This window comes from Rathayibacter agropyri, from assembly GCF_013249015.1.
Lineage (GTDB): Bacteria > Actinomycetota > Actinomycetes > Actinomycetales > Microbacteriaceae > Rathayibacter > Rathayibacter agropyri.
In genome coordinates this window covers 164,914-184,604 of sequence record NZ_JABRPL010000002.1, presented here as the reverse complement: position 1 = coordinate 184,604, position 19,691 = coordinate 164,914, and the positions used below count along the sequence as shown (strand labels likewise).

Genomic DNA, 19,691 nt, shown 5'->3' with positions numbered 1-19,691 from the left:
GTCCGAGGCTCCGGCCCCGTGTGCACGCCGCCTTAGCTCAGTCGGCAGAGCGTCTCACTCGTAATGAGAAGGTCGTGGGTTCGATTCCCACAGGCGGCTCCCTTCCTCCCGCGCCCTCAGGTCATGTCGACGCGAGGCAATTATCATGGCGTGGATGATCGAGTCTCCTTCCCGTCGCTGGACGCTCGCGATCGCTGCCGTGCTCGCCGCCGTCGTGGTTGGTGCAGGTGCATTCGGGTTGGGCACTGCGATGGGCACTCATGCCGGGCAGGAGGAGCTGACCGTCGCGTCCATCGCAACGCCCAGCGAGCCACCGACTCCGACGCCTGTCGCGCGTCCGACCGCTGAGGCAAAGGCCCGGGTTCTGCGGACCTGTTCCGTGGCAGAGCTCGCCGCCGACCCTCGGCTGGGTTCGATGCAGGCCCGCGCAGTCGACGCGGCATCCGGCGAAGTGCTGTTCGATCGTGGCGGTACGACGGCCTCCCGGGCCGCGTCGGCGCTCAAGATCCTTACCGCTGCCTCCGCGCTCGAGGTGCTCGGGCCGGATACGCGCATCGCCACGACCGTCGTGCGCGGCAGTGCACCGGGGTCGATCGTCCTGGTGGGTGGTGGCGATCTCACGCTGACCCGGCTGCCGAGTGGAGAGGAATCGACCTACGCCGGAGCAGCGCACCTCGACGACCTCGCGGCGCAAGTCCAGAGTGCATGGGACGCCGACCCCGCGACGGCGGGAACGCCGATCGCGAGTCTCGTCCTCGACGCGTCGCTCTACTCGGGGGAGACGTGGCAGGAGAGCTGGAACCGTAAAGAGCAGGTCGATGGCTACATGCCCGAGATCACGGCGCTCCAGGTTGACGGCGACCGCGACGACCCGTCCGCCTCCACCTCCGAGCGCAGCACCGATCCTGTCGGGCGGGCGGGGGAGGCGTTCGCCGACGAGTTCAGCGGCTCGCCGACGATCTCGACCGGCAGCGCGCCCGCGGGTGCTCAGGTGCTGGGCACCGTTGAATCCGCACCGGTGAGCGCGCTTGTGCAGCAGATGCTGCTCGTCTCGGACAACGCGATCGCCGAGATGCTGGCGCGGCTCGTCGCGATCCGCACCGGGTCGGGGAGCGACTTCGGCGCCGAGCAGGCCGGGGTCCTGCAGGGCCTTGCGGGTTACGGAGTGGACACCGCGGGCATCACGATCGTGGACGGCTCGGGGCTGAGCGATAACAACGCGGTCGCCCCCGCCTACTTCACCGAGTTGCTGCGCAAAGTGCAGGCGAGAGAGGGGCGGCTGGGCATCCTTCTCGACGGTCTGCCTGTCTCCGGACAGACGGGTTCGCTGGCCTACGCCGACCGCTTCACCGGCGACAATGCGGTCGCCGACGGTGCGGTGCGCGCAAAGACCGGCTGGATCGACACCGGCTACACGCTGGCCGGAGTCGTTACCGCGCAGGACGGCACTGTCCTCACCTTTGCGGTCTACGCTCTCGACAATGTCGCCGACTCCGCTAAGACCGCGATCGACACCCTCGTCACTGGCTTCTACCGCTGCGGCGGCTCGCTCTCGGACTCCTGACCCGGAAGGACCACTATGACCACGGCACTCCTGATCGTTGATGTGCAGAACGACTTCACCGAGGGCGGTGCGCTCGGCGTACCCGGTGGCGATGCCGTCGCGGCGGGGATCCGTGCGTACCTCGCCGCCCATCCCGACCGGTACGCGACGGTGCTCGCATCGCGCGACTGGCATGATGGCTGCTCCGACAACGGCGGGCACTTCGCCACAGAGCCGGACTTCGTCGACACCTGGCCCGTGCACTGCGTGGCGGGGACGCCGGGAGCGGAGTACCACCCGGCGCTTGACCTCGATCGGATCGACGTGCACGTCCGGAAGGGGCAGGGGCGGCCCTCTTACTCGGCATTCGAGGGGACGACGACCGACGGGCAGGCCCTTCCGGACGCTCTGGCGGGCCTCGGCGTGACGGTGCTCGACGTGGTCGGCCTTGCGACGGACCACTGCGTGCGCGCCTCGGCACTCGATGCACGGGGGGAGGGGCTCGAGGTGCGCGTCCTCGAGGATCTCGTCGCCGGTGTCTCGGCCGAAAGGAGCGCTCAGGCACTGCGCGAACTCGCGGAAGCAGGCGTCCGCATCGAGCAGTCCCGCTGACTCGAGGACCGCTGCGTTCCGATAGGCGGTCCGCGACAACGTCCCTCCACAGGCCCGGCGAGGCGGGTGATACTGCAGGATCGCGTCTGCTCGGGTCCGTCGATGACCTGACCGACCTAAGCTAAAGGAACGAAAAAACCCTCACCGCGTGGCTGGCGCGGCCCGATCCAAAGAAGTGGTTCCCTCCCGTGACCGATTCCGCCGCCACCCGCTCCGCCGAGACTGCTCTGCTCGCGCGCACCCCTACGCAACTGTTGATCGGTGGTGAGTGGGTGGACCCGTCCGGAGGCGGCACGATCGACGTGGAGGATCCCGCTACCGGCGCGGTCCTCGCCACGATCGCGAACGCGACACCGGAGGACGGCGTGCGGGCGCTCGACGCGGCGGTGGCGGCAGGATCGGCGTGGGCGGCGACGGCGCCCCGCGTGCGCGGTGAGATTCTCCGCCGAGCATTCGACCTTCTGCACGAGCGCAAGCACGACTTCGCCCTACTGATGTCGCTCGAAATGGGCAAGCCGGTCGCGGAGGCGTTGGGCGAGGTGGCCTACGGCGGCGAGTTCCTCCGCTGGTTCAGTGAGGAGGCGGTGCGCATCTCGGGCCGGTACGGCGTCGCGCCTGAAGGCGGAAGCCGGATGATCGTCTCGCAGCACCCGGTCGGTCCGTGCTATCTGATCACCCCGTGGAACTTCCCGCTCGCCATGGCAACGCGCAAGATCGCGCCGGCGCTCGCCGCAGGCTGCACGATGGTCATAAAGCCCGCAGAGTCGACTCCGCTGACCACGCTCGCGTTCGCCGCTCTGCTCGCCGAGGCGGGCCTGCCCGAGGGTGTCGTCAATGTGATCACGACCTCGTCGGCGGGAGCGGTCTCGGCGCCGATCCTGTCTGATCCGCGACTGCGCAAGCTGTCGTTCACCGGCTCCACTCCGGTCGGGCGCACGCTGCTTCAGCAGGCCTCCGAGAACGTGCTGCGGACCTCGATGGAGCTGGGCGGCAACGCGCCGTTCGTCGTCTTCGACGACGCCGATCTCGGTCGCGCGGTTGACGGCGCGATGCTCGCCAAGTTTCGCAACATCGGGCAGGCCTGCACGGCGGCCAACCGCTTCTTCATACACGAGTCGGTTGCCGAGGAGTTCGCCGCCCGGGTCACCGAGCGGGTGCTGGAGTTGCGGGTCGGTCGCGGGACCGACGAAGGCGTGACCATCGGTCCGCTGATCGACGAGCGCGCCGTCGCCAAGGCGGCCTTCCTCGTCGAGGATGCTGTCTCGCGGGGAGCCCGGCTGCGAACGGGCGGGAACCGCATCGAGGGGCCCGGCCACTTCTACACGCCGACCGTGCTCTCCGACGTCGAGGGTGGCAGCGAGATCCTGCGCACGGAGATCTTCGGCCCGGTCGTCGCGGTCGTGCCGTTCCACGACGAAGACGAGGCGGTCGCTCTCGCCAATGACACCGAGTACGGCCTCGTCTCCTACGTCTTCACCCGTGATCTGGCCCGCGGACAGCGGATGATTGATCGGCTGGCCACGGGGATGATGGGCCTGAACGTCGGGGTCGTCTCGAACGCAGCGGCGCCGTTCGGCGGGGTGAAGCAGTCCGGACTGGGACGCGAGGGCGGACTCGAGGGCATTCACGAGTACCTCACCACCAAGTACACGCTCACTCCCGATCCCTTCGCCTGATCCGGTGGAGATCATCGAGGTCACATCGCTCGCGGACCCACGACTGCGCGACTACGCGCACGCCACGGACGTTGCGCTGAAGAATGCGCGGGGTCCGCACGGCCTCTACATCGCCGAGTCGGCTCGTGTGCTCGAGCGGGCCCTGGCAGCGGGCCACCGAGCGCGGTCCGTGCTCGCGCTGGGTGGGTCCGCGGCCGAGGCGGAGCGACTGGTGGGCGACCGCGACGTGCCGATCTTCATCGGGCCCGGCGAGTTACTGGCCGAACTCACCGGGTACACGCTGCACCGCGGGCTGATCGCCGCGATGAACCGCCCGGAGCTTGGCGACCCGGCGCGGCTCCTGGCCGAGGCGCGACGAGTGGTCGTGCTCGAGGACGTGGTCGACCCGACGAACGTGGGTGCGATCTTCCGCTCGGTGGGGGCAATCGGGGCGGATGCTGTGCTGGTGACTCCGCGCTGCTCCGACCCGTTCTACCGCCGCGCAATCCGCGTGAGCATGGGCACGGTGTTGCAGGTTCCGTGGACACGGGTGGGGGACTGGCCTGCGACGCAGAGCCTCCTGCACGGTGCGGGCTTCACGATCGCCGCCATGGCGCTTACTCCGGAGGCGATGCCGCTGCGCGACTTCGCGGCCGCAGCTCCCGAGCGGGTCGCGCTCGTGCTCGGAACCGAGGGCGACGGCCTGTCGCCGGAGGCCCTTGCCGCGGCCGATGTCGCTGTGCAGATCCCAATGCGGCACGGGATCGACTCGCTGAACGTTGCGGCCGCGAGCGCGGTGGCCATGTGGGCGCTGGCCGACCCGATCTGAGGTCTTCGTCAGCCGTCGCTCCTGATGACCCGGGCGCCTCTGGCCCCTCGAAGGGTGCCAATCGGACGGAGAGTGCGCCCGTCCTCCTCAGCTGACCATGGCTGCGCTACCGTGGGCACACTCCCACCCGTGTCGGCCTGATCGAGGTAGCCCATGCTCCAACGTCCGAGGCTCCGCCCGGTTGTCGTGCTGCTTGTCGCTGCCGGTCTCGCGGTCGGTCTCTCGGGCTGCATGCCTCGCTCGGCCGACGTTCCTGGTGGCTCGGTGCAGGAGCCGACGACGAGTGCGCCCGCCCGTCCCGTCGATTCGGCCGTCCCCCATGACTCCGCCACCCCCGGCATCGGCGACGGCGTGGACGGAGCGCTCATCGCCCGGCTGGTCCAGGACTGTCTTGCCCGGTACGGGCTGAACGAGCGGCCTCCGCAGGTCAGACCGCTGGCGGAGGAGCAGGAACAGACGGCAGCCCGGCGTTTGCGCGAGACCTACGACGCGACGCTGACCACCTGCTCCGCCGAGGCGCTGGCGATGGCCGGAAGGGCACCGCAGGAGGGCGTCGACGCGCCCTACACCGAGACTCCGACGGGCTGACGCGGGCTTCGATATGCCGCCTGCGCTCGATCGGCACGCTGCCCGGCGATCGAGCAGGGGCGGTCAGACCAGCAGTTGGTGCTTGGCGAGGTCGCGGTAGAGGGGCGTCGACTCGACCAGCTCGGAGTGGGTACCGACTCCGACGACCTCGCCCTTGTGCAGAACGACGATCCGGTCGGAGTCGACGACGGTCGACAGCCGGTGCGCGATCACCAGCAGTGTGCGATTCTCGGCCACCGCGTCGATCGCGAGACGTAGACGCTGCTCGTTGAGCCCGTCCAGGCTCGAGGTCGACTCGTCCAGGAGCAGGATGGGCGGCGCGGCGAGGAGCGCGCGCCCGATCGCGAGGCGCTGGCGCTCACCTCCCGAGAGCATCACGCCGCTCTCGCCAACGGGCGCGTGCAGGCCGAGCGGACTGCGCTCGAGCACGTCCGTGAGGTTGACTGCTTCGAGGACGCGGAGGCAGTCGGCGTCGTCGGCGTCGGGCCTGCCGAGGACGAGGTTCTCGCGGATCGTCCCTGCGAGCACCGGCGCGTCCTGCTCGACATAGCCGATCTGCGCCCGAAGCGCGTCCCGGTCGATGGCCGTGATGTCCACTCCGCCGAGGCGCACGGTACCCGCTTCCGGGTCGTAGAACCGCTCGATCAGCGCGAGGATCGTGCTCTTGCCGGCGCCGGAGGGCCCGACGAGCGCGGTGCGCTTGCCGCGCGGCACGGTGAAGGAGACGCCGCGCAGGACGGTCCGGTTGCGCTCCGGTGACGCGGGTCCGTCAGAGCCGGGAACCGCTCCCTCCTCGTACGAGAACATCACGTCCTCGAACGAAATCGCCTCTTCCGACACGCCGGCGCCGAGCCCGCCCGCCGAGCCGTCGCCGTCGCCCTCGATCGGCAGGTCGATGATCTCCTGGATGCGGCCGAGCGCGCCGAGCGCGGAGTTGACGGAGGTGATCGCGCCGATGAAGTTGCCGAGCGGCATCACCATCATGAAGAGAAAGAGGATGAACGAGACGAGCTGGGCGATGTCGATCGCTCCGGACGCGACCCGGTAGCCGCCGACTCCAAGGACCGCGAGGAACGCGACCTGCATGGCGATGCCGGCGACCGGGACGACGAGGGCTGAGACGTGCGCTACGCGCAGGCCGAGTTGGTAGGCCTCTGTCGCGTGCCGGTCGACGACCGCAATCTCGCGGTCGGTGGCACCCGCCGCGCGGATCGTGCGAACTGCGCTGATCGCGCGCTCGACCGAGGCGGCGAGATCGCCGACCTTTTCCTGCGCCTTGCGGCTGGCCGTGCGGATGCCGCGGCCGAGGGTGAGCGCGAGGCCGAGGGCGACCGCCACCACGACCACGATGATCAGCAGCAGGACCCAGTCGATGATTGCCATCGCGACGATCGCGCCGACGAAGACGAGAGAGCCCGCGATCGAGTCGACGAGCCCCTGGGTCAGGACCGCGCGGAGCAGCGTCGAGTCGGAGCCGACGCGCGAGACGAGATCGCCGGTGCGGCGCGCGTCGAACTCGTGGATCGGCAGGCGCAGGAGCCGGGCCACGAGGCGACGCCGGCTCGAGAGGACGATGCCCTCTCCCGTGCGCTGGAGCAGATAGTGCGCGAAGCCCGAGATGAGTCCGGACGCGACAACGAGACCCACGAGCACCCAGACGAGGGGACCGAGGTCGAGTCCTTCCTGCACGCGGGTAATGACCTGGCCCACGAGGAGCGGCTGCCCGAGGCTGGCCGCCGCCCCGACCAGGCTCAGCACGACAACGATTGAGAGGATGCCGCGGTGCTCGAGGAGGTAGGGGACCAGCTGCGAGAAGGAGGCGCGGGGGCCGTCGTCCTCGGCCGGTCGGCGTCCGCGCCGCCTCGTGCCCGTGGTGCTCATTGCTCGTTCTTCCCCACTCGTGCTCGGCTGTACTTCTTGTGGACCGCCTGACGACTGACGCCGAGGGCGATCAGCTGCCAGGACGCATTCGCCGTGCGCCCGCCTGACGGCCGGGTCGTCGGCTCAGGCGTTTCCCGCGAGGGTCGTGATCGTACCGTCGTTCATTCTGCCTCCTCCTCGCTGCGAACAGGCCGGGTTGCGGCGCAGACGCGTGTGGGCGGGAGCACGTGCGATGTGCAGGGTTTCGCGCGTCCGCCGGGGCGGTCCACAGCGCGGATCGGCGGATCTCGCCCAGATCCCCTGCAGATCGCACGCGCCCCTGCAGATCGCACGCGAGCAGCGCCTACGAGACGTTGTCGGCGTACGAAACGTGCTTCGTCTCCGTCGAGAGCAGCAGCGCGATCAGCGTCAGCACTGCCGCGGCGCTGAGGTAGAGCCCGACCAGGACGGTGCTGCCACCGGCCGACCGCCAGAGCGCGACCGCGATGATCGGCGCGAGCGCGGCTCCGAGGATCGACGCCAGGTTGTAGGCCATCGCCGACCCGGTGTAGCGGACGTTCGTTGGAAAGAGTTCGGGCAGGACGGCGCCCATCGGTCCGAACGTCAGGCCCATCAGGGTGAAGCCGAGGATGAGGACCGCCATCACGCCGGCGAAACCACCGCTGAACAGGGGGACGAAGAGCAGACCGAACACGAGGATCGCGGTGGTGACGACGAGCAGCGTGCGACGGCGACCGAACTTCTCTGCCAGCGGTCCAGACACCAGGGTGAAGATCCCGAAGAACACGACGCCGACGATCAGCATGACCAGGAAGTCGTTGCGCGCGTAGCCGAGTCCGGGGATTGCCGCGTCGGAGGGCGCTGTGCCGTAGGTGAGGGTGAACGTGGTCATCAGGTAAAAGAGCACGTAGGTCGCCAGCATGATGAAGGTGCCGAGGACCAGCGGGCGCCAGCTTGAGACGAAGACGCGAGCCAGCGGCAACTTGGCTACTTCTCCCTCCTCGACGACCTTCTGGAACGCGGGGGTCTCGACCAGCTTGACGCGCACGTAGAGGCCGATGATCACCAGGACGGCGCTCGCGAGGAACGGCACGCGCCAGCCCCAGGCCGCGAACGTCTCGTCGCTCATGCTGCTCGCAAGGACGAGGAACAGCACGTTGGCGACGATGAAGCCGATCGGTGCTCCCAGCTGGGGGAAGGTGCCGTAGATGGCGCGCTTGCCGGCGGGAGCGTTCTCTGTCGCGAGCAGCGCGGCTCCCGACCACTCGCCGCCCAGGCCCAGACCCTGGCAGAAACGCATCACGACGAGCAGGAACGGCGCCAGGAACTGCCAGCCGGGCGTGAGCGCGGTTGGCAGGCAGCCAATCAGGAAGGTCGCGATGCCCATCGTGAGCAGGGAGGCGACCAGGGTGCCCTTCCGGCCGACGCGGTCACCGAAGTGGCCGAAGATGATCGAGCCGATCGGGCGGGCAATGAACGCGACGCCGAAGACGGCGAACGAGGCGAGGAGGGCGGTTCCCGAATCCTCGTTGGCGAAGAACAGCGACGGGAAGACCAGGACAGCGGCGGTCGCGTACGCGTAGAAGTCGTAGAACTCGATCGACGTGCCGATAAGGCTCGCAAAAATGACCCGGCCGCGCGAATTCTGCGGGGCTGCGGCGGGCGCGGCAGAGACAGAGGGGGAGGAGGACATGAGGGAGGGGCTCCGTGTGAATGGCGACTTCCCGAAGCCGGCGGGTGGGGCGTCGATCAGGCGTCGCAAGCCCGCTGAGGCGAGGGGGAGGAGAGGGCAAGGAGAAGACGGGTCGCTCGTGACGACCCGCTCACTTTACCCTGTGATCTCCCAGCTTCGCGTGCTTGCCCCTGCCACGGATCCGCGCGCTCAGTCGCGGAGCGAGCGCAGCAGCAGCGCGGTCGCAACCGCCGCCTCCGCGGCCTCGCGCCCCTTGTCCTCCTTGGAGCCGGGGAGTCCGGCACGGTCGAGGCCCTGCTGCTCGGTGTCGAGGGTGAGCACGCCGAAGCCGACGGGCTTCCCCGTCTGGATCGACACGGTCGTGAGCCCCGAGGTGGCGGCATCGGAGACGTACTCGAAGTGCGGAGTGCCGCCGCGGATGATCACGCCGAGCGCGACGACCGCGTCAGCCCCGGCTTCCAATGCTGCCTTCGCCGCGACGGGCAGCTCGAACGATCCGGGCACGCGCACCAGCGACCACGAGGCGCCGGTCTCGTCGAGCGCGTGGCTCGCGCCCGCGATCAGGCCGTCGGTGATCTGCTCGTGCCAGGTGCCGGCGATGACGACGACCGTCAGGCCCGCGCCGTCGAGGGGAGAGGTGGTGGGGGCGCCGCTACCGGCCATTGTTACTCCTTTATGGTGGCGCCGGCGGTCCCGGCGTCGAGGATGGCGCCGGCGGTTCCGGCGTCGAAATGCGCGAGCACGCTGCCGAGGGTGTGGCCCATTCGGTCGCGCTTGGTCTCGAGGTAGCCCTCGTTGAAGGCGCCGATGCCGACCACGAGCGGGACACGCTCGGAGACGACGATCCCGCGGGTGGCGAGCTGGCGAACCTTCTCGGGGTTGTTGGTGAGCAGGCGCACCTCCGTGAGGCCGAGGTCCTCGAGGATGCCGACGGCCGCGCCGTAGTCGCGGGCGTCGGCCGGGAGCCCGAGCGCGAGGTTGGCCTCGAGGGTGTCGAGCCCGTCCTCCTGGAGTCGGTAGGCGCGCAGTTTGTTGATCAGGCCGATGCCCCGGCCCTCGTGTCCGCGGAGATAGACGACGACTCCACCGTCGCGCTGAATCGTGTCGAGGGCGGCGTCGAGCTGCGGCCCGCACTCGCACTTCAGCGAGCCGAACGCCTCGCCGGTCAGGCACTCGGAGTGCACGCGTACGAGCGCGGGACGGCCGTTCGCAACGTCTCCCGCGAGGATCGCAACGTGGTCGGCCCCCGTCTGGCGGTCGCGGTAGGCACGGATTCGGAACGGACCGTGCGTTGTCGGGACGGTGGTCTCGACCTCGAAGCTGACCCGGGGGCTCTCGGGCACGGCGACCGCGACGGGCACCTCGGTGTCGCCGTGCACCTCCTGCAGGTAGGCGATGAGCGCCGCGACCGTGGTCACGGGGACGTCCTCGCGCTCGCCGAGCGCGATCAAGCCGGGGAGGCGCATCATCTCGCCGTCGTCCGCGACGATCTCCGAGATGGCGCCGACCGGGAACAGGCCGGCGAGCTTCATCAGGTCGACCGCAGCCTCGGTGTGCCCGTCGCGCTCGCGCACGCCGCCATCGACGGCGCGCAGGGGGAGGATGTGGCCGGGGCGGTGCAGGCGCGCGGGCGTTGACTCCGGGTCGGCGAGCACCCGGAGAGTGTGTGCGCGGTCGGAGGCGCTGATGCCGGTGGACAGGCGGTCGGCCGCGTCGACCGAGAGCGTGTAGGCGGTGCCGCGGGGGTCCTCGTTCTCGACCACCATCAGCGGGAGGGCGAGTCGGTCGGCGATCTCGTTGGTCATCGGCGCGCAGATGAAGCCGGAGGAGTGGCGGACCATCCACGTGATCGTCTCTTGGCTGGCGAGCTGGGCGGAGACGATGACGTCGCCCTCGTTTTCGCGGCCCTCGTCGTCGGCGACGATGATCGGCCGGCCGGCACGCAATGCGGCGACCGCCTCCGGGATCGTGGCGAGGCTCACGAGCGGGCCCCGGCGACTGTGCGCAGCGCGAGCATCCGCTCGACGTGGCGCGCGAGGATGTCGGTCTCGATGTTGACCTGCTCGCCGATCGCGCGGTCGCCGAGTGTCGTCGCGGCGAGGGTCTCGGGGATGAGCGAGACCTCGAACCACGGCTCCCGCTCCGCTGCGGGGCTGATCGCCGACACCGTCAGCGAGACGCCGTCGACGGCGATCGAGCCCTTGTCGACGACCAGCGCAGCAGCGTCGGCCGGGAGTGACAAGCGCAGTACTCGCCACGCCTCGCCCGGAGTGATCGCCAGGAGCGTCGCGGTGCCGTCGATGTGGCCCTGCACGATGTGCCCGCCGAGCCGGTCGCCGACCAGAGCCGCGCGCTCGAGGTTCACGCAGTCGCCGACCGCCACGCCGTCCAGGGTCGACATGCGCAGGGTCTGTGCCATCACGTCCGCCGTGAAGCCCTCGTTCGTGTGCTCGACGACGGTGAGGCAGACGCCTGAGACCGCGATCGAGTCGCCGTGGCGCACTCCCTCGACCGCCAGTGGGCCGCGGATCCCGAGCCTGATCGCGTCGGTGCCGGACTCGATCGCCGTCACGACGCCGATCTCCTCGATGATTCCGGTGAACATCAGTGGGTCTCCATCTGCAGGACGTGGGGGAGGCGGGTCGGCATGCCGGCGCCGCCCGTGGGGAGGGCGCCGGGGCGCGCGGTGACGAGGAGGTCATCCCCGAGGAGTTCGACGGAACGGAGGGTGAGGCGCCGGGCCTCGCCGATGCTCGCGACGCCCAGATCGCCGAGCGCGAGGCGGGGGCCGCCGAGCAGGACGGGGGCGAGGAAAACGACGTACTCATCGACCAGTCCGGCGGCGACCAGGGCGGAGGCAAGGGTCGGGCCGCCCTCGACGTAGACGCTGCGGATCTCGGCGGAGTAGAGGCGGCGGAGGACGGCGACCAGGTCGTGGGAGTGCTCGAGCATCGCGGCGCGCGGATGCGCATGGAGGCGAGCGCCGGGCGGGACGGGTCGGAAGCCGACGACGACGGGCACCGGCTGGTGGGCGAGCAGTTCGCCTCCGTCGCCCCGAGCGGTCAGGGCGGGATCGTCGGCGAGCACTGTGCCGGTGCCGGCGAGGATCGCGTCGTGCGCGGCGCGCTGCTCATGCACCCGCTGACGCGCGGCGCCTCCGGTGATCCAGCGGCTGCTGCCGTCGGCGGCGGCGGTGCGGCCGTCGAGAGTGGACGCCCATTTGAGCGTGACGAAGGGGCGCCGACGGCGGTTGGCGGTGAGCCAGGCGTGCAGGAACTCCTCGGCCTCGTCGGCGAGGACTCCCTCGACGACCTCGACCCCGGCCGCTCGCAGGGTGCGTCCGCCGTCTCTCGAGTGCTCGCCGGGATCGGCGACGGCGTAGACGACGCGCGCGATTCCCGCGTCGATCAAGGCGCGGCTGCACGGGCCGGTCCGCCCAGTGTGGTCGCAGGGCTCGAGTGAGACGACGGCTGTGGCTCCGGAGGCGGCGCCCGGCGCGACGTGGCTCAGCGCGTCGACCTCGGCGTGGGCGGTGCCCGCTCCGTGGTGCCAGCCCTCGCCCAGCACTGTGCCGTCGGGCGCGAGGATCACGCAGCCCACGCGCGGGTTCGGGCCGCGGGCAGGCCCGCGCTGGGCGAGTGCCAGCGCCCGGCGCATCGCGTGCTCGTAGTCGATCGTCATTCCCGGTCTTCCGTTCGTTGCCGAACTCCGGGGTCTCGATCGGCGGTGCGCGGGCACCGTCGCTCAGCACCGCGCTGGACCGCGCGACGCTCGTGCTGCCTCTCCTCCGGACTTTCACCGTCGGTCCTGGAGTTCCACCAGGTCAACCGCCTCCCCCTTGTGGGGCCGCGGCTCGCGGACTGTCACCGCCGGTTCGGAATTCTCACCGACCCCGGAGCACGTGCTTTCGGGTCAGCCTACCCATCGGTTGAGGGGAGGGAGCCTCGCAGGGTCACACTCTCGGGGAGCGGACGGCACCCGGAGGGATGGTCAGCGCCAGTGCTCGCTCCGTATCGGTGCTCGTCGTCGTGGTCGGTGTGGGCAGCATCCGTCCTGCAGATGCACGAACGCAGTGCACTCAGAGAGCGCAGGTGAGAGCGATCATCGCTGTCGATAGTGCGTCACGCCTCCAGCGCGTGCCGCACGGCGTCATCGACGATGTGCGTGACATGCGTGTCCGCAACGGAGTAGTGCGCCTCGCGTCCCACGCGCTCGACCGCGACCAGCCCGGCGGTGCGGAGCATCCGCAGGTGTTGCGAGACCAGGGGCTGCGAGAGCCCGGTCACCTCGGCCAGCCGGCCGACGGTCGACGTCTCCTCGGCGAGGGCTCGCAGCAGGCGCAGCCGGGAGGAGGAGGACAGCACCTTGAAGAGCTCAGCGGCGGGTTCGAGGTCCTCGGTCATCTGCTCATGTAAGCAGAGGTGCATGCGCCGTGTCCGCGGGGCGGGGAGCGCGCCTCCGGCTACCCTCGGTGCGATGGACGAGGACAGGTATGGGCAGGACGTGCTCGCGGGGGATTGGCGGGCGCGGGGCAAGGTCGAGGTGGCGGTCGTCGAGGCCGAGCGCGACCTGGTGGTCGAGGAGGTCGCGTCCGGCTTCGTGGGCGCCGTGCTCGGCGTGGAGTTGCGGATGGTGCGGCTGGAGGACCGGTTCGGGAAGGTCCGCGTGTTTCCGCTCGGCCCCGGCTTCCTCCTGGATGGGAAGCCCGTGTCGCTCAAGGCGCCCGGGCTCAAGCGCGACGCGAACCTCGGGCGCGCCCGCTCCGCCTCCGGCTCCTTTCACGTCGCCGAGGCGAAGGCGCGCGTTGCCCTGCCCAGCCGGATCTATGTCGAGGGCCGCCACGACGCCGAGCTGGTCGAAAAGGTCTGGGGCCACGATCTGCGGATCGAGGGGGTCGTGGTCGAGTACATCGAGGGCGTCGACAACCTCGACGAACTCGTGCGCGAGTTCCGGCCCAGCCGGGGGCGGCGCATCGGGGTCCTCGTCGACCATGTGGTGCGCGGCTCGAAGGAGTCGCGGATCGCCGACCAGGTCGCGGCCGGCCCGCACGGCGCCCACGTCCTCGTCGTTGGCCACCCCTACATCGACGTGTGGCAGGCCGTGAAGCCCGCTCGGCTCGGCCTTGCGCGCTGGCCCGAGATCCCGCGCGGCATCGAGTGGAAGCACGGGATCTGCGAGGCGCTCGGCTGGCCGCACGAGGAGCAGGCGGATATCGCTCGTGCATGGCAGCGCATCCTCGGGCAAGTGCGCACGTTTCAGGACCTGGAGCCGGCGCTGCTCGGCCGGGTGGAGCAGCTGATCGACTTCGTCACGGAGCCCGCGTGACCCGCCGGTCGTGGCTCGGGCTCGGCTTGGACGCCGCGCTCGTGCTGGTGTTCGTGATCATCGGGCGGCGCAGCCACGAGGAGGAGTCGGAGCTGCTGGGGCTGCTCGGAACGCTCTGGCCCTTTCTCGTCGCGTTGCTCGCGGGCTGGGCGGTCGCGCGCTCGTGGCGCGCGCCGGACCGGATCGCCCCCACGGGCCTCGTGGTGTGGGCGGTGACCGTGGCGGGTGGGATGCTGCTGCGCCTCGCCTCCGGCCAGGGCGTGCAGTGGAGCTTCGTGATCGTGACCGCCGTGGTGCTGGCGGTGTTCCTCCTGGGCCGTCGCGCGCTCACCCGGCGCTCTGCACGCGGATTGATCCGTCACTAGCGGCCCGTAGTTCGCTGTCGCACGGGCCGCCCGTGACGGATCGATTGCGGCTGCGGTGGCGCGGAACCGCCTCCGCCGCAGCGACCTTATTGCGCCGTTTCGCGGCGTCCGCGTCTCCGGCGCCGATTTCGGGCTGCTCGAGCGAGCGGAGGCGCTCCTCGCGGTCCTCGGCCCGGGCGCCGCCATCTCGGGGAGCTGCTGGAACTCGACGACCTCGTCGCGGGGGGCGATGCGCTCGTGCGGATGCCCGCCGTCCTGGACCCGACCGATCCCCGGCCCTGGGTGCCGCTCGCCCGGCTGCACGAGCGCGTCGAGAGCTTCCATGGCCGCGGAGCGACGCGCCTGCGCGAGGCGGTCGCACTCGTCCGCGACGGGGCCGACTCGCGTCCGGTCGCCTGGGAGTACGAGGGCGACGGGCACCGCACCAGCAACCGGCGGTTCGCGCACGACATCGGCCGCTACGACGACCTCGCCGCGATCGGCGTCCGGATCGTCGGCGCCGAATTCATCCGGTGCGCCCGGGTGCGGGCTGGGAGGATGGGGGGATGACCTCGACGCTGCTCGACCGGATGCCGACGCCCGACGCGGACGGGCGCGTCGACGACGACGCGGTGTACCTGGCCTTCTCGGAGTGGGCCGAGTCGCGGAGGCTGCCGCTCTATCCGGCGCAGGACGAGTCGATGCTCGAGATCGCGTCCGGCTCGAACCTCATCCTGTCCACGCCCACCGGAACCGGGAAGTCGCTGGTCGCGATCGGAGCGCACGCGGCGGCCCTCGCCTCCGGACGCCGCAGCTTCTACACGGCGCCGATCAAGGCGCTGGTGTCCGAGAAGTTTTTCGCGCTGGTTGACGTCTTCGGCGCCGCCAACGTCGGGATGGTCACCGGTGACTCCTCCGTCAACGCCGATGCGCCGATCATCTGCTGCACGGCCGAGATCCTCGCCAACCTGGCCCTCCGGCATGGCGAGGAGACGCCGGTCGACCAGGTCGTGATGGACGAGTTCCACTTCTACGCGGATCCGGCGCGCGGCTGGGCCTGGCAGGTGCCGCTGCTGACACTCCCGCACGTGCAGTTCGTGCTGATGTCCGCGACGCTCGGGGACGTGACGGCTCTCGCTGCCGACCTCAGCCGCCGCACCGGACGCGAGACGGCCCGTGTCACCGGCGTCGCGCGCCCGGTCCCGCTGCACTACTTCTACGAGATCGCGCCGATCCACGACTCCATCGAGGAACTGCTCGCGACGAACCAGTCGCCGGTCTACGTCGTGCACTTCTCTCAGGCCGCCGCACTCGAGCGCGCGCAGGCGCTGACCAGCGCGAACATCGCCACCCGCGAGCACCGTGACCGTATCGCGGAGGTGATTGGCGGCTTCCGCTTCACCACCGCCTTCGGCAAGACCCTCTCGCGCCTGCTCCGGCTCGGCATCGGCGTGCACCACGCGGGCATGCTCCCCAAGTACCGTCGCCTTGTCGAGCAGCTCGCTCAGCAGGGGATGCTGCGCGTCATCTGCGGAACCGACACCCTCGGCGTCGGCATCAACGTCCCCATCCGCACGGTGTTGCTCACCGCGCTGACCAAGTACGACGGCACGCGGATGCGGCAGCTTTCGGCCCGCGAGTTCCACCAGATCGCCGGGCGCGCCGGACGCGCGGGTTACGACACCGCGGGCACGGTGGTGGTGCAGGCGCCCGAGCACGAGTCCGAGAACCGTAAGGCGCTCGACAAGATGGGCGACGATCCGAAGAAGCGGAGGAAGTGGGTCGCCAAGCGCGCTCCGCAGGGCTTTGTCAGCTGGGGTGAGCCGAGCTTCCGCAAGCTGGTCGATGCCGAGCCCGAGACCCTGACCTCGCACCTGACCATCACCTCGGCGATGCTGTTGAACGTGATCGCCCGCGGCGGCGACGCCTACGCGAACGTGCACTCGCTGATCTTCGACAATCACGAGCCGTGGAAGCGCCAGCTCCAGCTCGCCCGCCGCGCGCTCGGCATCTACCGCACGCTGCGGGAGGCGGGCGTGATCGAGCAGAGCGTTGATGCCGAGGGCGTGACGCGCATCCGCCTGACCGTTGACCTCCAGCCGAACTTCGCGCTGAACCAGCCCCTCTCGCCCTTCGCGCTTGCCGTGTTCGACGTGCTGGACCCGGAGTCGCCGAGCTTCGCGCTCGACGTCATCTCGGTGCTCGAGGCGACGCTCGATGACCCGCGGCACATCCTCAGCGCGCAGCAGTTCCAGGCCCGTGGCGAGGCGGTGGCAGCGATGAAGGCCGAGGGGATCGAGTACGAGGAGCGGATGGAGCTGCTCGAATCGGTGACGCATCCGAAGCCACTCGAGGAGTTGCTGGAGGCGACCTTCGCCACCTACACGGCCGCGCAGCCGTGGGTGAAGGACTTCGAGCTCTCGCCCAAGTCGGTCGTGCGCGATATGTACGAGCGGGCGATGTCGTTCGGCGAGTACACCGCCTTCTACAAGCTCTCGCGCTCGGAGGGACTGGTGCTGCGCTACCTGTCCGACGCGTTCCGCGCGGCCCGGCAGACCATCCCCGACGAGATCAAGAACGAGGAGTTGCACGACCTGATCGAGTGGCTGGGTGAGCTGGTGCGCCAGGTGGACTCGTCGCTCGTGGACGAGTGGGAGGAGCTGGTGAACCCGGCGCTGCACGCGGCGGACCAGTCGATCGTGCCGCCGGCTCCGCGCCGCCTGACGGCAAACCACCGCGCTTTCCGGGTGCTGGTGCGCAACGAAATGTTCCGCCGGGTGACGCTCGCGGCCCTTGATGACCACGAGGCGCTGGGCGAACTCGATGCGGCCTTCGACGCCGACGCGTGGGGAGCGGCGCTTGACGATTATTACGACGAGCACGACCGCATCGGCACCGGACCCGATGCGCGCGGCCCGGCGATGCTGCTCGTCACGGAGGAGCCGACGCAGTGGCGGGTTCGGCAGATCCTTGACGACCCGGCGGGGGACCACGACTGGGGGATTTCCGCCGTTGTCGACCTGGCGGAGTCGGATGAGCAGGGCGCCGCTGTCGTCCGCGTCACCGCGGTGGGACGGCTGGACGGCGCGAGCTGATTAGCGGCCGCGCTGCTCTCGGCGGCGCATCTCGGCGGCGATGTCCGCCTCCGTCATCTCCTTGCGGGTCGGACCCCAGATGGCCGCGGCCTGGCTGATCACGCCGATCCCGATACCGACGATCGGCCAGATCGGCCAGAAGTAGCCGTGGGCGCCGGTGGCGACCCAGACCGTGGTGGTGATCGCCGAGACGCTCGCCCAGCCGCCCACCGACCCCAGGAAGTCGCGGCGCCGCTTGACCTCGCGGACGGCCAGCGCGCGCTCAGCGTCCTCGACGCGGGCCGGCTCGACTCCGCCAGCGGCGGTGGTCGAAGCGACCTCGGCCGACCGATCACGCCGGGCCGCCGGGTCCGGTGTTCCCCACTCGTTTGTCATGCGGCCAGCCTACGCACGGGGTGTCGGTCCTCTGCACTGCGGGTTCCCGGCCTGTGAACCGGACATTTCCCGAACGTCAACTCCTCTGCCGACGTCGGAGTGCCGTCCGCACCACGGCCCTCCTCGCGGCCGGCACCCGGGTCGATCCGCCACACTCGTCGGATGATCTCCTTCGAGCTGGCCCGAGCGCTGCGCACCGCGGGCCTGCGCTGGACCCCTGTCACCGGCGACCGCTTCCGCATCGAGCGCGAGGGGTTCGACGGCGACGTCTTCACCGTGAGCGAGATGACCATCGAGGCGCACGAATATCCAACCGGGACCGTTCTTGGCTTCAACGGCACGACCGAGTGGGCGCTCGACTCCGTATCGCTCGAGGACTCGCTCTGGCTGCCGCGGGAGGACCAACTGCGCGAGCTGCTGCGCGGGACCTTCCGCTCGCTCCGCCGGGTCGCCGGTCCGCCGATGCGGTATGTGGTCGAGAGTGAGTTCGGCGGGGCGGCGCAGGAGTACGCGGACGGCGCCGCCGAGAACGCCTACGCCCAGGCGCTGCTCGCGCTGGTCACCGCGGTCGCGGTCGATCTCGACGACACGGGCGAGCCCGTCTGATCAGGAGGCGGCCTTCTCGGCGGCGGTGGTCTTCTTCGCAGGCCTTTTCTTCGCAGGTTTCTCCACGGAATCGGCCTTCGGCGCGGCGTCAGACCCGTCCGCCTTCGACCCGTCCGCTTTCGCCGCCGCTGCCTTCTTCTTCGCCGGGGTCGTGTGTGCAGGCGTCGCCTCCTCCGCGCCGGCCTTCGCGCCGCGACTGCGCTCGACCGATCGCTTGAGGGCCTCCATCAGATCAAGGACCTCGCCGCCGCCCTCTGCTGTGGGAGCCTCGCCAAAGGTCGCGGCGGTGTCGAGCGCGTCGCCCTGCTCGATCTTGGCGTCGATGAGGGTGCGCAGCTCCTCCTGGTATGCGTCGTGGAACTTCGCCGCGTCGAAGTCTTCGGAGTAAGAGTCGACGAGGTGCGCGGACATCTCGAGTTCGCGTGCGGCGATACGGGTGGTGCCTTCGAGGGAGGGGAACTCGACCTCGCGGACCTCGTCGGCCCAGAGCAGGGTTTGCAGCATGAGCAGCTTGCCGCGCACCCGGAGCGCAGCGAGGCGCGTCTTCTGGCGCAGGGCGAACTCGACAATCGCGGTCCTGTCGGTCTGCTCCAGCGTCCGCCGCAGCAGCACGTAGGCCTTGGCGGAGGAGGAATCGGGCTCGAGGAGGTACGCGCGGTCAAACATGATCGGGTCGACCTGCTCGCTCGGCACGAACTGAACGACATCGATCTCGCGGTCGCGTTCCTCCGGCAGCGCCTTCAGCTCCTCCTTCGAGAGCACGACCGTGCGCTCACCGTCGTCGTACGCCTTCTCGATGTGGTCGAAGCTGACGACCTCCCCGCACATCTCGCACGTGCGCTGGTACCGGATCCGGCCGCCGTCCTCATCGTGCACCTGGTGCAGCGGGATGTCGTGGTCCTCGGTCGCACTGTAGATCTTGACCGGCACGTTGACCAGGCCGAAGGTGATCGCGCCCTTCCAGATGGCTCGCATGCGCCCAGTGAACACCGTGTCTCCTGCGACCGATAGCCCTGGCGCCCGCGCCGGGGGAACCCCGAACCGTCGAGGGAGCCCGCAGGAGCAGGCGGTCTCGACGGTCCGGGGTCCCCCGCACCGCGTCGTGGTGCACACCACGACAGCCGGGCGGCCCGGGGTGCTGGGCG

The 19,691-nt window shown here is 70.1% G+C and carries 19 protein-coding genes, 1 tRNA gene and 1 riboswitch; of the genes, 11 read left to right on the top strand and 9 right to left on the bottom strand.

Features of this window, described 5'->3' with window-relative positions; genetic code table 11:
• Nucleotides 1-26: 26 nt before the first annotated feature.
• The 6 genes from HRF29_RS06440 to HRF29_RS06415 all read left to right on the top strand — a co-directional run bounded on the left by HRF29_RS06440 (nucleotide 27) and on the right by HRF29_RS06415 (nucleotide 5,227).
• Nucleotides 27-99: transfer RNA gene (locus HRF29_RS06440), tRNA-Thr, on the top strand.
• 55 nt (nucleotides 100-154) lie between these two features.
• Nucleotides 155-1,564 carry a D-alanyl-D-alanine carboxypeptidase/D-alanyl-D-alanine endopeptidase gene (gene dacB, locus HRF29_RS06435; protein ID WP_246226799.1) on the top strand — a complete coding sequence of 470 codons (1,410 nt, stop codon included), beginning with the start codon at nucleotides 155-157 and terminating at the stop codon, nucleotides 1,562-1,564.
• Nucleotides 1,565-1,579: 15 nt separating this feature from the next.
• A complete protein-coding gene (locus tag HRF29_RS06430) occupies nucleotides 1,580-2,155 on the top strand; it encodes a nicotinamidase (protein WP_173246511.1) in 576 nt (191 codons plus the stop codon).
• Nucleotides 2,156-2,343: 188 nt separating this feature from the next.
• Nucleotides 2,344-3,831 (top strand): aldehyde dehydrogenase family protein, encoded by a 1,488-nt coding sequence (locus HRF29_RS06425; protein ID WP_173246508.1) that lies wholly within the window; start codon nucleotides 2,344-2,346, stop codon nucleotides 3,829-3,831.
• A 4-nt stretch (nucleotides 3,832-3,835) separates the two neighbouring features.
• Nucleotides 3,836-4,639 carry an RNA methyltransferase gene (locus HRF29_RS06420; protein WP_173246505.1) on the top strand — a complete coding sequence of 268 codons (804 nt, stop codon included), beginning with the start codon at nucleotides 3,836-3,838 and terminating at the stop codon, nucleotides 4,637-4,639.
• A 153-nt stretch (nucleotides 4,640-4,792) separates the two neighbouring features.
• Complete coding sequence (locus tag HRF29_RS06415; RefSeq protein WP_173246503.1) at nucleotides 4,793-5,227, top strand: hypothetical protein; 435 nt, start codon at nucleotides 4,793-4,795, stop codon at nucleotides 5,225-5,227.
• Between the two features lie 63 nt (nucleotides 5,228-5,290).
• On the opposite strand, the gene HRF29_RS06410 is transcribed toward HRF29_RS06415, so the two are convergent.
• The 7 genes from HRF29_RS06410 to HRF29_RS06380 all read right to left on the bottom strand — a co-directional run bounded on the left by HRF29_RS06410 (nucleotide 5,291) and on the right by HRF29_RS06380 (nucleotide 13,204).
• Nucleotides 5,291-7,108: an ABC transporter ATP-binding protein gene (locus HRF29_RS06410; protein ID WP_173246500.1), complete on the bottom strand. Its 1,818-nt coding sequence runs from the start codon at nucleotides 7,106-7,108 to the stop codon at nucleotides 5,291-5,293.
• Nucleotides 7,109-7,451: 343 nt separating this feature from the next.
• Nucleotides 7,452-8,801 (bottom strand): MFS transporter, encoded by a 1,350-nt coding sequence (locus HRF29_RS06405; RefSeq protein WP_173246497.1) that lies wholly within the window; start codon nucleotides 8,799-8,801, stop codon nucleotides 7,452-7,454.
• Nucleotides 8,802-8,990: 189 nt separating this feature from the next.
• Nucleotides 8,991-9,464 (bottom strand): 6,7-dimethyl-8-ribityllumazine synthase, encoded by a 474-nt coding sequence (gene ribH, locus HRF29_RS06400; RefSeq protein ID WP_173246495.1) that lies wholly within the window; start codon nucleotides 9,462-9,464, stop codon nucleotides 8,991-8,993.
• Nucleotides 9,465-9,466: 2 nt separating this feature from the next.
• Nucleotides 9,467-10,783: a GTP cyclohydrolase II gene (ribA, locus tag HRF29_RS06395; RefSeq protein ID WP_173246492.1), complete on the bottom strand. Its 1,317-nt coding sequence runs from the start codon at nucleotides 10,781-10,783 to the stop codon at nucleotides 9,467-9,469.
• A complete protein-coding gene (locus tag HRF29_RS06390) occupies nucleotides 10,780-11,406 on the bottom strand; it encodes a riboflavin synthase (protein WP_173246489.1) in 627 nt (208 codons plus the stop codon). Before HRF29_RS06390 ends, ribA begins: the two co-directional genes overlap by 4 nt.
• Complete coding sequence (ribD, locus tag HRF29_RS06385) at nucleotides 11,406-12,482, bottom strand: bifunctional diaminohydroxyphosphoribosylaminopyrimidine deaminase/5-amino-6-(5-phosphoribosylamino)uracil reductase RibD (RefSeq protein WP_246226797.1); 1,077 nt, start codon at nucleotides 12,480-12,482, stop codon at nucleotides 11,406-11,408. Before ribD ends, HRF29_RS06390 begins: the two co-directional genes overlap by 1 nt.
• Before the next feature lie 89 nt (nucleotides 12,483-12,571).
• Nucleotides 12,572-12,705: riboswitch (FMN riboswitch) on the bottom strand.
• Between the two features lie 217 nt (nucleotides 12,706-12,922).
• Nucleotides 12,923-13,204 carry an ArsR/SmtB family transcription factor gene (locus HRF29_RS06380; RefSeq protein WP_173246486.1) on the bottom strand — a complete coding sequence of 94 codons (282 nt, stop codon included), beginning with the start codon at nucleotides 13,202-13,204 and terminating at the stop codon, nucleotides 12,923-12,925.
• A gap of 73 nt (nucleotides 13,205-13,277) precedes the next feature.
• Between HRF29_RS06380 and HRF29_RS06375 the strand changes: the two genes are divergently transcribed.
• The 4 genes from HRF29_RS06375 (at nucleotide 13,278) to HRF29_RS06360 (ending at nucleotide 17,565) form a co-directional block, all read left to right on the top strand.
• Nucleotides 13,278-14,126, top strand: a complete 849-nt coding sequence (locus HRF29_RS06375) for a DUF3097 domain-containing protein (protein ID WP_173246483.1) — start codon at nucleotides 13,278-13,280, stop codon at nucleotides 14,124-14,126.
• The gene (locus tag HRF29_RS06370; RefSeq protein WP_343043672.1) at nucleotides 14,123-14,491 is read left to right on the top strand and encodes a DUF3054 domain-containing protein; all 369 of its coding nucleotides are present in this window, start codon (nucleotides 14,123-14,125) and stop codon (nucleotides 14,489-14,491) included. The genes HRF29_RS06375 and HRF29_RS06370 overlap by 4 nt, the downstream gene beginning before the upstream one ends.
• Before the next feature lie 243 nt (nucleotides 14,492-14,734).
• On the top strand, nucleotides 14,735-15,040 hold the full coding sequence (locus tag HRF29_RS06365; RefSeq protein WP_173246477.1) for a hypothetical protein: 306 nt from the start codon (nucleotides 14,735-14,737) through the stop codon (nucleotides 15,038-15,040).
• On the top strand, nucleotides 15,037-17,565 hold the full coding sequence (locus HRF29_RS06360; RefSeq protein WP_173246474.1) for a DEAD/DEAH box helicase: 2,529 nt from the start codon (nucleotides 15,037-15,039) through the stop codon (nucleotides 17,563-17,565). Before HRF29_RS06365 ends, HRF29_RS06360 begins: the two co-directional genes overlap by 4 nt.
• Here the strand turns inward: HRF29_RS06360 and HRF29_RS06355 are convergent, their stop codons facing one another.
• Nucleotides 17,566-17,940: a 2TM domain-containing protein gene (locus HRF29_RS06355; RefSeq protein ID WP_173246471.1), complete on the bottom strand. Its 375-nt coding sequence runs from the start codon at nucleotides 17,938-17,940 to the stop codon at nucleotides 17,566-17,568. It abuts the gene before it with no gap.
• Nucleotides 17,941-18,102: 162 nt separating this feature from the next.
• Here HRF29_RS06355 and HRF29_RS06350 point away from each other — a divergent pair, with 162 nt between their 5' ends.
• Nucleotides 18,103-18,546: a pilus assembly protein CpaE gene (locus HRF29_RS06350; RefSeq protein ID WP_173246468.1), complete on the top strand. Its 444-nt coding sequence runs from the start codon at nucleotides 18,103-18,105 to the stop codon at nucleotides 18,544-18,546.
• Here HRF29_RS06350 and ku read toward each other — a convergent pair whose 3' ends face one another.
• Nucleotides 18,547-19,521 carry a non-homologous end joining protein Ku gene (ku, locus tag HRF29_RS06345; RefSeq protein WP_173246465.1) on the bottom strand — a complete coding sequence of 325 codons (975 nt, stop codon included), beginning with the start codon at nucleotides 19,519-19,521 and terminating at the stop codon, nucleotides 18,547-18,549. It abuts the gene before it with no gap.
• Nucleotides 19,522-19,691 lie beyond the last annotated feature (170 nt).